We start from the raw sequence: 14,451 nt of genomic DNA, 5'->3' as shown, positions 1-14,451 counted from the left end.
CGTCCGTGAGCTCTGTATGATCTACGTGTTTGTTAAGTAGAGCACATAACAGGAGTGGGGTATGACTGAATTAAATAAAAGCCCGTCCGGTTTTTCCGGAGCTGATGTCAGTAAAGAACAGGCTGCCATAAGGGCACTTGTAGAAAGAGTAGTGACCAACTATCGCAGCCGGACAGCACCTGATCGGGTTCAAAAGGCTTCGGTAGCGTTTAATGGGGGATTAATCCTGACCCTGATGCTGGCCTTGACGCTATTGGGCTACCTTGTGGCGGAATTGCTCAGGGGGTATGTTGCGGATAGTTCACCCTATGTGCCCGGTCTAAGTTATTCGCAATTTTCGATGCTTATGGTCGTTGAGCTGTGTCTATGCTTTCTTGCATGGTTTTTGGTTGTCACAGGGGACTATCCCCGGCCGTGGATATTTCAGGTAGTCCCGATGGAGCAGTACTGGTTCTTTGACGAAGTGGATGACGACGATCTTGCCCGGCTTTCCTGTAACCCTTACATCAAGCGCTGGCTACTTGATGAAATGTCCGGTATTCATCGACTGACCTACACGAGGCTGCATGATCGACTGGAGCGCATCTGTAATATTGCATCCCATCTCGAATACAGCCGTATTCAGGCACATAAGATTTCCCTAATCAACGGAAGCAGTGCCTCCTGATCCTACCATTGCATCCGGAAATTAAACGGGCAGGAACTGCACTGTATGTTCCGACCCAGCAGCTGCCCGTTACCCTTTTCTTTAGTATAAAATGACTTTCGCCGACAACCGGAAGTGAATCATGTCAAATAAATGAAAAATCAGTAATTTATGTAGGCGGGGTGTTTGGCTGATCAGGGCAGGGTGGTATAATAACGCTGGTGCTGGAGGCTTTTGCCCCAGCCAGCGGTAACACTGTTTGACTGTGGTAAAAGCAGAAAGCCCCGAGTAATTTTTCAATTAACCCGAGGCCCCTGTATGCTAGTCACATTCAGAGTAGCCTCTTGCCTGCTTAAATGCAAGGAGAAGAAGGCCATGAAAATGCCGAACCAACCCATTGTTTTGTGCATATTAATAGTTTGTTTAACGCTGTTGATATTCACCTGGCTCACACGAAACTCGCTTTGCGAGTTGCGGATGAAAGACGGAACAAGGGAGGTATCTGCTATCCTGGCCTACGAATCCGGTAAGTAGCTGACAAAGAGGGGGGCAACCCCCTCTTTTCGGGGTGTGGATTAGTATGCCATCGGCACCTTTTGAAAGGGTTTCTCCAGTCGGGGAAACCCTTTTTTCCTCCCGTCTTGTGGCATATAGCCTTTTGTATAAATCAAGAACCAGACCCAAAGAGTCCCACTTCACGCAAACCGTTCAAAAGCCTTAGCGTAATCCAGTCGGGAAAAATTTCACCGGTGCTCGTCCGGGCACGTACCGGAAACAATGGACTTCTCACTGGTCGGTAGCTCATAGAACGTAGCCATTGCGGTCAGTCCTTATTCTGTACCCAGTAGAGTTTTATGGCCGTCTGGCAAATCGTTCAAACATTGTCATTTCTGTTCTCGCTGCATCCGGTCAAATGATACGGTGAATTCAGCTCATGGGCATTCGCATCGCAGTCTACGAAGGCACCAGAAGTTTGAGGATGTTACGCAAAGAACAGTTATCAGGTTTGCTGGTGGGCGTAATGCCTACCTCTACTTTACTTCATAGGGATTCTTCTGCGGGGAAGCAAGAATTGACTCAACGTTGTCCGGTCGTACCAGATTTGTCGCGGAAAGCGCCTTTTTGTGAGGGGGGCCGCAGCGCTAAACCTTTTCCTGGAACGACATGAAGGACAGCAGAGCGTCCGCCCTGGAGGACAGCTCAATACAGTCTCCACGCTGCGGTTCTATCTCTTCGTCAATGGTTTCATTGTACCAAATACGCAGCCGCCATCCCTTCGCAGGGAAAGCGCTCTGCATCGCCAGGACCATCCCCTCCGGCGACAGCAGTTCTCGACAGAGGTAGCAGGCCCCGATCCGGGTTGAATCCCGCAGCCACATTACGGGATACTCTTTAACCAGTTGGTCATACACGCATTCTGCCATATGAAAGTAATTTTCGTCAGCCCTGCAAAAATCACACATTCGATTTCCTTAAATGGTGTTCATCGAGATAATTCAGAAAGTTGATTCGCCAAACTACGGGGCATTTCTTTAATGGCGGAGCTTTACATCACTATTTCTGTCATTTTCAAATCCGCCGGATACAGCAATAATTGCACCGAACAGCGGTTTGAACTGCAATGCATCCGTAGGGTATGCGACAATAATAAGGCTCTTCCCGTACTCTTAAAAATGGAAGAGTTTAAAACCCATACTGCTGGGATGAGCGAAGCACGGTACATTATGCCAGCGTATAAGGGCCGTCATAACTTGTTTTTTTCTAGAACACGGCGAAGTTTTCTTACCTGGGAAGCTGTGGAAAGCGTACCGGTTCGGGGATGGCATGCGCTTGCCTTTTCACCTGGTTTGAGTACATAGGCTAATGCCAGCTCGTTCAGAGCCGCCTCAGCTTTCAACAGGGCCTCAATGGCCGTGTTCAGGTATACAGTTCGGCTCTCATGGTTCATCAGGATTTTCCTCACAAGGGTAAAAATGACAGGCGATACCTGCCGTTTACCCTTTGTCTCCGTTAAGAATGGCATCACGGCAGGCTTCCCAGATTACCTGGGCATTAGCATCACACTCCACGAACCCGCCGCACTGATCGTATATCACCTGGTATACCTCAGGGGGAATCTTCCCAGGCGCAACCGGAGTTGAGCGTTTGCCTTTATGAATCTCATCTGCGGTATCACAGACAGCGTCGAGATGCCGCGACATCCACTCAGATAATTTCAGACCCTCTCGATTTGCCTGTTTTACATAGCGAACCTTTCTGGAAACCGTAGATCGCATCTGAATCTGTGTCACAGCTGGCACATCTTCTTTCATGGCATTCTGTAATGCAGCTTTGGGCTTTTTCATGTTCATGGTTGCTTTAAATTATTCTGGAGTTCGTCTGATATAAATGCTGACGTGATCTGTCAGCGTCGCTTAAATAGTTTATCGCCTTCCGCCAGTTCGCCGTTGAGCTGTTCAATCACGCTCCAGATGAGCCGATCATCCGGCGTTGAGCCTGCACACTCTTTCACGACCGCCACGGGTCTAAATTCTTCAGGGTCTGCCTGCCCGGAGGTGAAGAGCCTGCTCTCAATCCAGTGGGCCCCCTCTGTGCAGCAGTGGCAACTGGTTTCAGGTGGTTCATCCAGACCGTCCACTCCACAGGCTGAGCAGGTGAACAGTTTGCGAGACCCACCAGCCAGTGGCGTATCGCAAGCTGCTGGAAGTGCGCCAGCATTGCGCCAGTACAGCACATGATTTGAATCGTAGCAGTGTCCATGAAGCAGAAGCGAAACGCCGCAACTGCGAGTTTCAATGGCTTTGCCTGTGCCAAGGTATTGCCCGATCTCGTCCCATACGTCCACTAAGGTGTCAGGCAGCGGACGCGTAACAGGGAACTTAGCGCAGTCGTCCGGGGTGCCTTTAATGCAGCAGAGGGCCGAATACGCAAGCTCCTGCATTTCGTAGGAGTACTGACCACATACCACGCGTTCCAGTTTGTCGATTAGTTGTTCTTTATTCATCATACTCAGCCTTATTAAACAAATTCATTACGCCACTGGCACCATCTGGCCGGAGCAGACTGCGGCCCGGTAGTAGAGCCGCAGGGGGTGTCGCTGGACTAACAGGTGCTCAGTGAGTCCCGCACTTCCTCATGACTGGTCATTTTCAGAAGAAGCTTTCCAGGGCAGCGTGGTTCCGCCTGTGAACGGGTGACGTCTTCGTTGATTGCCTGGATATGAGCAGATTCAACGGTCCGACGCTGTACGACATGGTTGCTCAGGTTGAATTCGCACTGGAGCCTTCTGGCATCAGAATCCGCGTTCATTGCAATACGTTCATCAAAGCGGCGGTTCATTCGCAGAGCCTCTTCGTGAGCTGCATCAACAAGGGTGCGTCTGGTGACATAGTCGTTACCAGCAAAAAACGATAGCTGAGCGTGTTCCGAAGAGTAGTCGGAGCTTCCCTTACAACGGGCAATCGCGGCTTCAGAGTGCAGGATTAATGAACTCAACCGTGAACAGACGTCATTGATGGTGCCGGTTTTCAGACAGTCGTGGATAAGTGTCCAGGCGGAAATGCTCAGCGGGCGGCTGGTGATCACATAGGGATTGTAATGATCAACCGTTACGATAGTACGCAGTGAATGAAGCGATTCGGACTGCGTACGTAAGTCACGGCGAACAGTACATGCCACCGAGGCAACATCTTTACATTCTTTGTCGGACATCGAGTCCAGTACGCGGATCTCCACCTCTGCCGCCTTTGAGGCGATATGCGCACTAATCTCACCCTTAAGACGTTTGTAGTCAGCCTTGAAGCTTCCCACGCTGTCAATATCGATCCAGTAACCACAGCTGTAACCAGCATTACCAAACTCGTCATCTTTCTCATAGTTCGGACAGCCGTCATTGCTCCAGCCAGCTTTTTCCAGCAGCTCGTCAATAGCGACCAGCTCAGCCATTGGTGCATGTTCGATAATGAAATAATGGACACGGCCCCAGGCATATGCGCGTGAACGGCCATCAACAGAAGTATCAGAAGTCGTCTGACGGGAAAGTTTCATGAGGTACTCCAGTTCTGCCCGGTACCGCCGGGGCGGTGGTGCGAAAGCCGCACCATGAATGACACTATGATCCTCCTAACTTCTATTGTCAATACAATTGAAGTGGCGTTGTATTTATTCATTATTTGGACCCGGCTCGTACGGAACGACCGTCGGGACTTGCCAATTATTCTGCGGTGAGCAGGGGGAAGGGAACATCCCACCGCTTGTTTCAAGATGTACAGCCAAGGAGGGCGCAGAATGCCTGACAGAATCATCGTGCAGCGGTAGCGAAAGACCTGACAAACGGGAAAAGTATCCTTTTATTCCAAAGCCAACCTCAGCTTTTAATGTCGCCAGTACGTTTCTTAAACATGCCAAATCGGTCTCTTATACGGCCGGATGGGCCCGATGAAAACGATAAAATGAGAAACAGAACCCGACACATCGCTGCTCTCTGGGAAAGCCGGTCAGCAGATGGAGCGCCAGGAACTAAATCCGCTGGTTTTAATAATGATTGAGGAGAACAAGATGAAAGATAACAAGACACGTCCTGTAGACTCGTATGCTCATGCTGATTTCATGGAGTCCGTCTTCAGCAACCTCAGGGCTTTCTGTGATGCGGAATGCCAGCGGCTAACTGCCGGTTATCCCCCAACTGTCAAACCAGAACAGCAAAGCACTGACGGCCAGCTGTCGGCGGCATAAATCATTACCTGCCAGTTCGTTCAAATTTCCGCTTCCTTAAGCCCGGGCCAAAAGCCCGGCTCAATCCAAAAACTGAACGTACCGGTTTACCTCTATATCTCCTCAATCCCCTGCGACTTACAAGAGACCCGCACCGGTTTAGCCATTCCTGTCCTGCCACTCTCTCATCACTGGCCCAGACAACCGGAAAAGTAACTTTTCTCTCCGACTCACCTTCTGAACCAGCTATTTTGCTTAAACGTAAAAACGGCCCACTGTTGTGAAGATTTAAAACGGACGGATCGAGTAGTATTGTCTCAGGAATTTTTTTTAAGAAAAGTTACTTTTTCTTCTGTGCAACCTATTAGAAAAAATGTCGAACCTGGTATTGTTGTGTTGTAGCGCAGTTAAACAACCAACCAAAAGAGAGAACAAAAATGTCCGCAATCGAAACTGAAGTAAAAAACAACAGCAACGAAATCAGCCTTCGTGGTTACCTGGAACGCACTGGTAACGGTGCCCGTAAAGGTAACGGCCTTATCATTGACCCTTCGGTTGTTGTAGAGCAGGAAGGCTTTAACACCCGCACGGCCGGTATGGGCGAGCTCTACTATTCAATGCCTCACGTTGTGGAACACCTGAACAGCCTGGCCGATGCCTACATGGAAGACCCGTTCAGCGTGACGCCTATCGTTGTTCAGATGGTTAATGGCGTACCTGTACTGCGTCAGGGGGCTTGCCGTATCCGTTCCATCGCTATTGCAAACCGCCAGCTGGAAGCAGAAGGGCGTGAACGCATTACTCGTATTCGCTGCGAAGAGTTTCGCGGTAGCGCTTCAAAAGCAGAACTCTTCACCCTGACCGGCAACTCCAACCTGGCGCTGTCTGTCGTAGCTGAAGCGCTTTCAATTAAGCGTCTTGTTGAAGATAAAGAAGAGCCTAAGACCTTTGCGGAACTGGCAAAAAAACGTGGTAAATCAGAGCAGCATCTTCGCCAGATGGTTCGCGTACTGGACCTGCCTTCTGAACTACAGACCATGCTTGTGAGCGATCAGGTGAGCATGTACGTTGCGCTGGACGAGTATATGTACAGCGGTGAGGATGCGGTAGATAACATCAACAAGGCGATCTCCATCTATGGTAAAGCGACGAAAAACACGCTGAAATTCGTCAAAGCTGCCAAGGTAGAAGAGCGCATGGCAGATCCGCAGACTCCGGAAAACTCCGGTGATGAGCAACCGGCAGGTAATGCTACCGTTAACACCCCGGTACCGGATCAACTGAATGATGAAAGCAATACAGAGACGCTGGTTACGCCACCGGTACAGGAACCAGCTCCGGCTCCAAAGGACAGCGCTCCTAAACAGAACCCGGCAGGTAAAGCACCATCCATGTCCAGCGTTCTGAACAAAAAGACCGTGACCGTCATTGCCGACACCGCGATCCCGATTTTTGAACGTATTGCTGAAGAAGCCAAGCTTAAAGAAGGTGAATCTGTCAGCACTGATACTTACACGCTTGTTCTGACCAATGATGAAATGAACGATATCATCAATGCTCATGCTGACCTGAAAGAGTACCTGCGTAAGCATGCTGAGAAGATGAATAAGGGACAGGCATGATTTTCTGACCGACCCCTCCATCCGGACGGGTCGGTAACTTTTTCAGGACAAGGGGAAACAGGGCAATGAAGAAGGCTTTTATCAACGTAGACAAGACTAACCCACTGCCAGTCCTGACGGATTCGGTGACCCGGGTAAGTATTCAGTGCACGGCAAAAGATGAAAACGGGGCAGGGATCGAAGTGAACATCCTCGACCTGATTCAGGATCATGATACGGATGAAGTGAAAGTGCAGTTTGGGAGCTCGCCTGTTCAGGCTCTGGCGATGCTCCGCCGGGTTATGACAGCACTGGAAAAGCAGGCAAATGCAGAACTGCAACAGAATTCCTGCTCGCGTATGCAGTAAACGGTAAAAGCAGAATGTTCCCTACTGGATAAACCCGGTGGACCTCACGGAGAGCAAGTCACCGAATGGTTCACTGTTAAGTGATATACATCCGGATTTATAAGGTTTTGCAGCATCCGAATAGGCAATAAATAGAATTATTTTGATTTATCTCAGCAAGGAAATGGAAAGCTACCAGATTTTAGGATAGCGAAATGCCTGTATCGCTACTCTGCTGAATTAGAAATGATTTTAAACGCAATGCATAATGATAGAATAGCAATGCCTTTAATTATTTGTCACGTCTGAATTATATGTAGACTTACGGAGAGGATATGGTAATTACTTATTCATTATCGGAAACGTTTAATATGTTTTTACGCGAGATTATTGCATCTGGACTTGCAGTTTTTTGCGCATGGTGCGTTTTGTGTCTTTTCTCTGATCAGGAACGAGGTAAAGAGGTTCCTGTTTCTATGAAAAAAATAACTTCAAAGTCAGCTTTCTCCTACTTTATCAGTTCTCAAATTGCCGCTTTTATTATCTCCTTGTTGGGTTCAATCTTAAGCACGAAATGGGACAACATCGTCTGGAATGATGAAATAAGACAGTTTTATCTGCATGTAGGATTTGGGCTGGTAGCTTGTGTATTCTGTCTGCTTGTAATCTTGCATGAGAAATTTATCAAAAGAAATTTAAATGTTTATTCTGGTTATTGTGGTTCACTGGCAGTTAGTCTCACAGGAATCTTTGTACTTTGTGCGTTATATCTGACATTTTCATTACCATTTCATTATGAAGAACGTCTACTTAATGATGCATCCTTGGTGGCTTCGGATGGCGTTGAAAATTCAGTCGTTTTTGCAGACGGTCGTTACTGGGTTTTTGAACTGGGCTTACCATATTTCAAACAGTCATTGCTCAAAGAGGTAAGAAGGGGCAGGTACCAGCTAATCTGCACTACAGAAAAAAAACCAACATGCTGGTCTGGCAAAAAACTTCCCGAAAAACCAACCTCTTTGAAAGCTAGTTCATAAAGATTTAAACTGCTCGCTTAAATCCACACTGGTCCAATTTTGAAAATTTATTGTGTTTTTAAAAGAAATTACAGTGTGGGTTATTAGCCAGTAGGTCGGAGTTTTATATAATACCCAAAAACACAGGAGGTATTATGAAAACCAATCTGGCCTATGCATCTAATTGCTCCGATTCTGTCTACTCCTATATTTATCAGGCACTGCAACAACGCTCTGGTGCCGAGAATGAAAGCCTTTATCAGCAGGCCATTTCCAGCTGCTGCACAGATAAACAAAAAAAGAAACTGGCCGGGTATTATGCCGGTCCATGGCAGCTGCTATTCAACGCGTGGTGTAACAATCGCGTCCCTAACACAGCGGTGCTGGCCCTTTTACTCCAGCAGTGCTTATCTCATTTCCAGTGCGAAGAAGTGATCGCAGCCTGGCAGTAACCCTATCAAGCCCCTTCGTATAGCGGAGGGGCAGGAGATATCTCATGTACAGAAACGACAGAAACGTGGATTCCTTCAACCTGGTTAATGCTCTTCAGCCGGTCTTTCGTAACACCGGCTGTGGGATGTTTGAATATGATCGTAAAAAGCAGAATGAAACCGCTGATTCAATCTTACGAGCGTTGGCGTTAAATGCCGATTTCGCGAGGGCCTTAAAACAGTACGTCCGGATTAATTCTGTACGACGGGTTGTTCAGTTCGATGACGGCTCGGTTCGCTATGGTATTCATGCCGAATTTGAAGGGCATAATAAAATTAATTCCTTCCGTATTTTTAAAGATGAAGATACAGACGCATTTGACTCCTATTTTTATTCGGTTTGCGATAATAAAGCTGAGCTGGTGGATTTTAAAATGGACTCTCTCGATATTCAATTGCAGGCAGTTTTTGAAAAGGTGACAGGTATTTTTCTGTCACATTAAATATTCAAATTTTCAATCCTCGGGCTGATAGACAAAAAACGCACTTTAGAATATAGATGAGATGAATATGAAAAACGTAAATATTTTGGATACCGATATTGCGGCCATTAATGCTCTTTCTGGCGTAGAACTGACTGACTTTCTCACTGCCGGGTATCAGGTAAACTGGTTAGGAGAAAGGGAGGTTTCGCTGGTGGGCTTTCCGTGTTTAGCAAGCAACAAGCAGCCGGTAGAAGTTGGTCCCGGCATTTTCATTAATCGCGTGTACAGCAGAGACAGCCAGTCTCTGAGCGGGAAATTGCGCTATGACCTGTCTAATGGTCTGGCAACGAGTGCATTTTCATTTTTCTCCCAGTCAGGCTGGTATGGGGGATTCCGTGTCGTATCTTTCCGTGACAACGGGCCAGCTGCGTTAATCAACATTGGTATTGTCCATGAGAATGTTTTGAATGCATTTTGTGCTGACTTCCCCCGGGCCAATGTGAGCGTAACCCGTTTTCATTGTGGCATGACGCTTGAGCAGATCCGAATGTTCATTTCAGACACTGCTTACGATATGCCGCTTTATAACAACGAGTCTGACTTTCGCAGGCTCGCCAGTTAGCATGGAGGCTGACTTCAGTGCTTACGCCTAAAAGCCGGTGAGCGAGGTGGCGGAACCGGTTGGCTTCGCCCAGTCTTACTTACTTCTCTCAAGGTACTGCGCTGCAAGCGTACGTAAAAAAAGTAAGTAGCTAAATGGCGTGAGCGATTAGTTCTATACGGGAAGAAGTCATAGTATTCTGAAATGATAGTTATCTCATACGAACGATAGTAATGGAGTTTCTTAATGGGCGTTGATATCTGCTGGCGATTTCAAAGGGAAGAAAAGCCTGGTAAATGGATTAATTTATCAAGCAATTATAAAGGGGACCGATCATATCTCCACTTTGCCTGGCTCGGATTTGATGTAGATCGTGAAAGGGCGAGCACATCAGCAGTTTTTATCCACGCATTACGCGGATTACCTGATGATATACCGTCCGAAGATGATGATTTATTCGGTGAACATTCATACTCATGGCTGACTTCGGAAGAAATTTTGTCAGCCATACCACCCGATAACGCCGGAGAGGTGATCCAGGAATTTGTCGAAGAAGTAAAGCGTCTCCACGTGGAGAACGGCAGCGTCCGTTTCGTCTTTGGATTTGAAGGGTAACCCGTAAGAAAGTAGCTATCTTACCCGGCTAGGTCTCCAATCTCTCAGATGCTCAAAGAGGGCCGGGCATGGTGCCCACACATCCCCTACCATTCCGATTTGATATTCGTCTAATACACCCTTTAAAGAAAACAAGCAGACGGCAATGAGACGTCGGATTAGCGTCAGCAAATATGAGACGTCAGTAGTCGATGTTTGTCCTGCGGAACGTGAATCTGTTTACAAGGGGTAAAGCCGTACCATCCATGAGGGCTCAGAGAGCCGGGGTCTCCTCCAGATCACTGGAAGTTATTGACTCTGGCAGGCCTATCCCTATGACTTTTTCCCGGATGGCAAATTAAGAGCGAACAGGGCCAAATTAGTACTCTTTTCTAAACGGAAATACTGAATCACCCTGATATAACTGGTCTCTCACAAGACAGGAGATCATCAATGGAACGTGTAATATTTTCAGTAATCTTTTTTATGATGCTGGGCGTACCTTTTTACCTTCTTTATAAAATTGCCCGGGACATTTTTGGTACCGCCGGTGCTGGTGAGCCTGCACAATTGCCTCAGGGCAAGCAAAGACGCTCAGGAGGCGCTGGTTCGGGTTCGATCTGGCAAGGACACCATCTACAGGGGAGCAGCCATTTGAACCCCCTCGGAGGTGATTGTAATGGTGAAAATAGCATAGCTGGTGGTTGTGATGGTGGCGGTGGAGGAGGTGACGGAGGTGGTGGTGGTGACTGATAGCCTGCAACTTTAACTATCAGGATGAAACCTATGTCCAGCAACCGGAAAAAGAATTCATTTCAACCGAAAAGCCCTGCCTTAAAGTGAAGCGTATTAAACGTGAAGGATGCTGAATTAGAGGGTATCGGTTTTATACTGAAGCGTAACTGGAAGAAGGATCTGAAATTAACTATTACGGAAAAGTAACTTTCTGACTCACCACGTACGCCCCTCGGTTATGCCATACAGTTTGATACGAAAACAGATCAGTAAGTAGATTGCTATACGCCGGAGAGAAGTCTATTTTTCATGCACCGAACCTGTTTGGCCTGCAATGGAAGCAGGTATAATAATCACATACAAAGGAGGGCATTATGAATACATTTTTATACGTGCTTTTGGCCTGGATTGTTGTGCTTTTTATCGCCAACAAACTGCTCGCAAGACGTAAGCCCAATACGGTTAAAATCCTGGTACAGCGCAACGGGAAAGCCGCAGAGGTTGATGCTGTAGTGGTTCAGGGTTCAAAGAGAGCTAACAACAGTTCTGTTGCGGACAGCGACGCGGTAGATAGTTATTTTGAAATGAATCCTTACTCCCGCGAAAACCAGGCGAATGGTTGGGCTATGCTGGCCAGAGACGATGACCAGCTTAAATAATCAGTTGAGTGTGATGTGTAAAGCAGCTTAAAACTCTAAATGGACGAACAGGGGAGGTGACAAAGATGACAACCAATACAACAACGACCACCTACCGCTCAGAAGAAATCGTGCCGTTCAGACGGCCCAAAGGGGATCTGGATAGTCGGTATATGCCTCAGGTGTATGCAATGGTGCGGAACTGGGCAAGTAACCCTGCTCAATATGGTGAGGGTGTACTGGCCTCCTACCGCCAACCGGCAGTAAACCTTGCCTACCAGGTAAAAGGAACTCGTGTTGTTTTAATTCTGGTACCAGTAGAGTGCGAGCCACCTGGAGTGATAATGACGGAAACAGTCCTGTGGCCGTCACTATCACTTGTAGAAGTCTTGCAGACCTTGCAGGAGGCCTGGCAAAATATTCCGGCGTTAAACCCCTGACGACTTCTGTCAATATCACCGGCTAGTGATTTACCTCTCTGCTGGTGGTCAGCCCGCCTAAGTTCAAATTATCTCTTTCTAAATTAGCCCGGATAAAAATCGGTCCCTCTAAAATAGCCTGCCCTGAGTAGGCTACGTCATACAAAGCGTTGGCCAGTCACCAGCTGGCTGGTGGCCATAATGCTCCACAGGATAAACCGTATCAGAACTACGCAAAGAAAAAGCCCCAACAATTTACCGATGGGGCCTTTTGCAGACATTTTACAGCCTTACCAATGATAGAGCGCTAAGGCTTCTGCTTAGTGAACAGACTTGCCCACAGATAATGGATAAAGTTGAGCAGAATGTATGTTACTCGTTGCTCGAATTTCATCGGGGCTTTGTACTTTGTCGTTATGTTATGAATATGAGTAAGGTCCGTATAGAGCCCTGGCGACTTCCTTGTTGACTTCAACACCGAACAGATGTGCTGAACAGACTCCGGTGTGAACAACCGTAGCCCTCGTCGTTGTTTGACTTTATGGATAAAATCGTCCATCCCCATACATAACCATTCCGGCTTGATGCCATCAAACTTACAACGTCCGTTTATGATGACGACATTGATACATTCCAGTTCTCTAGCCTTAAGAGCAGACTGAATAGCCCTGATGTGCCCCTGGTTTTGCTTAAACGGGTTCTGCAACTTGAGGGTTCGGGACTGAGTCCATTTCCGCCAGTGGCTTTCCTCCAGAGTACCGTAGAGCTTGCCTACGTAGTTTTTCTGCTCTATGACGTATATACCATGTGGGGCTACGAGAATGTGATCAACCTGCGTAGTGCTATGAGCCGACAACTGAAAGGTGAGATCACTAAGTAGCCCCTGAGCTTCTTCAGGAAGCCCAGATTCAATTGCCTTTGCAGTCCGCCGTTCCGCTATGGCAGAGGTCATAAATCCCAACAGACACAGCAACACGACGAAAATAAGGATAATGAAAGCTACCCCCGTAATGCTCCACAGCAGATTGAAAGCATCCATGTTACCTCACAGAGGGGTAGCTGGTGGCATTAACAGATTCTACTAAGCGGGTAGTGGTACCGGTAAGGCTCTCAATATTTGAAGACAGGCTCATCAGCATGCCGAGTGCAGAACGGAGATTACGATGAGGCTCATTGTAGTTTTTGAACGTGTCAGTGGAGTACATTTTTGAAAGACGTGTACGGATCTCTACTGACGTAAGATCTCCATCCACCAGGCCGTACTTAACTGCCTGAGGTGTTGGCCATACACGGCCTGAATAGAGAGAAACAGCATCGGCATCATGACGCGAGAGAAGCTTTTTACCCCGTCCAAGTTCAACATCAGTTATAAATTTTTCATGCATCGTGTTCAGGATCTCCTTCTGCATGAACTCCCTCGTTGAATCGGACAATGGGTGGAAGGGGTCAAGAGCATCTTTGAACTCACCGGCCGTAAGGGGCTCATTCTTGACGCCTACTGTGCTCATGATCTCTGACAGATTCCAGTGGTCCATACGCACACCGATAGAACCGATCAGGGCATTACTGTCGGCATAAATTGCATCAGCGGGCGATACCGCGTAATAGCATGCGGATGCGCATATGCCTTTCACACTAACGATGATTGGTTTATATGAGTCTGCGATATCAGAGAAAAAACGACCGGTACCGCTGGAGAGTACTTCGAGGGAGTTTTGCTTCGACCGTGCTTCATCGCCACGTTCTGTGCTCCCGGTTTTGTTACTCTTGTCAGCGGCTACAGATGAAAGAGAGCCACCGGCATCTGATACGCGTTCAATCTGTGGCTGGTGGTTTTTAAGCGCGTTTATCTGGCGGTAAATAATGATGGCGTCAGAGGGACCACCACCACCTGACTCTGCCTCGATAATAACTGCTTTGGCATGGGGATTATTGTAAGCTTTGGCAAGAGCTGTTGCGATCACTGTTCCATCGCCCGTTTCCGAGCCGGTACCCATCTCGCCAGAAATCCGTATTACAGCTATATGGTCTTTCTTCCCTTCAGCGTCCTGCCATTGTTCGTAAAGATTGTAGAAAGAAAACCCTACAGCGGTCATGGCAATTAGCGACATAGCAACTTTTGCCGTGGTATGAATGCGAAACATCTTATAAAAACGGTCAGCGTTATCATTGAGCGATTCTTTGATATTTGTAGGGGACTTCCTTTTTTTACTGCTTAACATCTG

At 47.5% G+C, this 14,451-nt stretch carries 20 protein-coding genes and 1 pseudogene; 14 read left to right on the top strand and 7 right to left on the bottom strand.

What is annotated here, in order from left to right:
* Positions 1–61: 61 nt before the first annotated feature.
* From ACOTX5_RS19685 to ACOTX5_RS19675, 3 genes and pseudogenes are all read left to right on the top strand, one after another.
* Entirely contained in the window at positions 62–667 is a 606-nt protein-coding gene (locus tag ACOTX5_RS19685) for a hypothetical protein (protein ID WP_000137794.1), read from the top strand.
* Positions 668–1,002: 335 nt separating this feature from the next.
* A pseudogene (locus tag ACOTX5_RS19680) lies at positions 1,003–1,113 on the top strand (DUF5431 family protein); the annotation flags it as partial.
* Positions 1,061–1,180 (top strand): type I toxin-antitoxin system Hok family toxin, encoded by a 120-nt coding sequence (locus ACOTX5_RS19675; RefSeq protein ID WP_223152483.1) that lies wholly within the window; start codon positions 1,061–1,063, stop codon positions 1,178–1,180. The pseudogene ACOTX5_RS19680 and the gene ACOTX5_RS19675, both read left to right, overlap by 53 nt.
* 608 nt (positions 1,181–1,788) lie before the next feature.
* On the opposite strand, the gene ACOTX5_RS19670 is transcribed toward ACOTX5_RS19675, so the two are convergent.
* From ACOTX5_RS19670 to ACOTX5_RS19650, 5 genes are all read right to left on the bottom strand, one after another.
* Positions 1,789–2,109, bottom strand: coding sequence for a hypothetical protein (locus tag ACOTX5_RS19670; protein ID WP_000332796.1), 321 nt, complete (start codon positions 2,107–2,109; stop codon positions 1,789–1,791).
* A 281-nt stretch (positions 2,110–2,390) separates the two neighbouring features.
* The gene (locus ACOTX5_RS19665; RefSeq protein ID WP_001015183.1) at positions 2,391–2,594 is read right to left on the bottom strand and encodes a hypothetical protein; all 204 of its coding nucleotides are present in this window, start codon (positions 2,592–2,594) and stop codon (positions 2,391–2,393) included.
* A gap of 46 nt (positions 2,595–2,640) precedes the next feature.
* A complete protein-coding gene (locus tag ACOTX5_RS19660; protein ID WP_000743059.1) occupies positions 2,641–2,991 on the bottom strand; it encodes a hypothetical protein in 351 nt (116 codons plus the stop codon).
* 59 nt (positions 2,992–3,050) lie between these two features.
* Positions 3,051–3,653, bottom strand: coding sequence for a hypothetical protein (locus ACOTX5_RS19655; RefSeq protein WP_001371889.1), 603 nt, complete (start codon positions 3,651–3,653; stop codon positions 3,051–3,053).
* Between the two features lie 95 nt (positions 3,654–3,748).
* Positions 3,749–4,693 (bottom strand): DUF5417 domain-containing protein, encoded by a 945-nt coding sequence (locus tag ACOTX5_RS19650; protein WP_000778029.1) that lies wholly within the window; start codon positions 4,691–4,693, stop codon positions 3,749–3,751.
* 510 nt (positions 4,694–5,203) lie between these two features.
* Here ACOTX5_RS19650 and ACOTX5_RS19645 point away from each other — a divergent pair.
* The 11 genes from ACOTX5_RS19645 (at position 5,204) to ACOTX5_RS19595 (ending at position 12,247) form a co-directional block, all read left to right on the top strand.
* Entirely contained in the window at positions 5,204–5,380 is a 177-nt protein-coding gene (locus tag ACOTX5_RS19645; RefSeq protein WP_001371930.1) for a hypothetical protein, read from the top strand.
* A 416-nt stretch (positions 5,381–5,796) separates the two neighbouring features.
* On the top strand, positions 5,797–6,981 hold the full coding sequence (locus ACOTX5_RS19640) for a hypothetical protein (protein ID WP_001272971.1): 1,185 nt from the start codon (positions 5,797–5,799) through the stop codon (positions 6,979–6,981).
* A gap of 65 nt (positions 6,982–7,046) precedes the next feature.
* Positions 7,047–7,328 (top strand): hypothetical protein, encoded by a 282-nt coding sequence (locus ACOTX5_RS19635; RefSeq protein WP_000708863.1) that lies wholly within the window; start codon positions 7,047–7,049, stop codon positions 7,326–7,328.
* A gap of 314 nt (positions 7,329–7,642) precedes the next feature.
* Positions 7,643–8,344: a hypothetical protein gene (locus ACOTX5_RS19630; protein WP_000237191.1), complete on the top strand. Its 702-nt coding sequence runs from the start codon at positions 7,643–7,645 to the stop codon at positions 8,342–8,344.
* A gap of 134 nt (positions 8,345–8,478) precedes the next feature.
* The gene (locus tag ACOTX5_RS19625) at positions 8,479–8,775 is read left to right on the top strand and encodes a hypothetical protein (RefSeq protein ID WP_000856246.1); all 297 of its coding nucleotides are present in this window, start codon (positions 8,479–8,481) and stop codon (positions 8,773–8,775) included.
* A 44-nt stretch (positions 8,776–8,819) separates the two neighbouring features.
* On the top strand, positions 8,820–9,257 hold the full coding sequence (locus ACOTX5_RS19620) for a hypothetical protein (RefSeq protein ID WP_000286108.1): 438 nt from the start codon (positions 8,820–8,822) through the stop codon (positions 9,255–9,257).
* A 67-nt stretch (positions 9,258–9,324) separates the two neighbouring features.
* Entirely contained in the window at positions 9,325–9,861 is a 537-nt protein-coding gene (locus ACOTX5_RS19615; RefSeq protein ID WP_000800251.1) for a hypothetical protein, read from the top strand.
* A gap of 225 nt (positions 9,862–10,086) precedes the next feature.
* The gene (locus tag ACOTX5_RS19610) at positions 10,087–10,455 is read left to right on the top strand and encodes a hypothetical protein (RefSeq protein WP_000537761.1); all 369 of its coding nucleotides are present in this window, start codon (positions 10,087–10,089) and stop codon (positions 10,453–10,455) included.
* 432 nt (positions 10,456–10,887) lie between these two features.
* A complete protein-coding gene (locus ACOTX5_RS19605; protein WP_000442693.1) occupies positions 10,888–11,187 on the top strand; it encodes a hypothetical protein in 300 nt (99 codons plus the stop codon).
* A 356-nt stretch (positions 11,188–11,543) separates the two neighbouring features.
* A complete protein-coding gene (locus tag ACOTX5_RS19600; RefSeq protein WP_001091367.1) occupies positions 11,544–11,828 on the top strand; it encodes a hypothetical protein in 285 nt (94 codons plus the stop codon).
* 65 nt (positions 11,829–11,893) lie between these two features.
* Positions 11,894–12,247, top strand: coding sequence for a hypothetical protein (locus ACOTX5_RS19595; protein ID WP_000210769.1), 354 nt, complete (start codon positions 11,894–11,896; stop codon positions 12,245–12,247).
* A 286-nt stretch (positions 12,248–12,533) separates the two neighbouring features.
* On the opposite strand, the gene ACOTX5_RS19590 is transcribed toward ACOTX5_RS19595, so the two are convergent.
* Both ACOTX5_RS19590 and ACOTX5_RS19585 read right to left on the bottom strand, forming a co-directional pair.
* On the bottom strand, positions 12,534–13,265 hold the full coding sequence (locus ACOTX5_RS19590; RefSeq protein WP_000338612.1) for a nuclease-related domain-containing protein: 732 nt from the start codon (positions 13,263–13,265) through the stop codon (positions 12,534–12,536).
* Position 13,266: 1 nt separating this feature from the next.
* On the bottom strand, positions 13,267–14,448 hold the full coding sequence (locus ACOTX5_RS19585; protein ID WP_000952985.1) for a S49 family peptidase: 1,182 nt from the start codon (positions 14,446–14,448) through the stop codon (positions 13,267–13,269).
* Positions 14,449–14,451: the final 3 nt, after the last annotated feature.

This window comes from Enterobacter cloacae complex sp. IR5441, from assembly GCF_049238215.1.
Taxonomy (GTDB): domain Bacteria; phylum Pseudomonadota; class Gammaproteobacteria; order Enterobacterales; family Enterobacteriaceae; genus Enterobacter; species Enterobacter hormaechei_C.
This window is presented reverse-complemented; position numbering and strand designations above follow the sequence as displayed.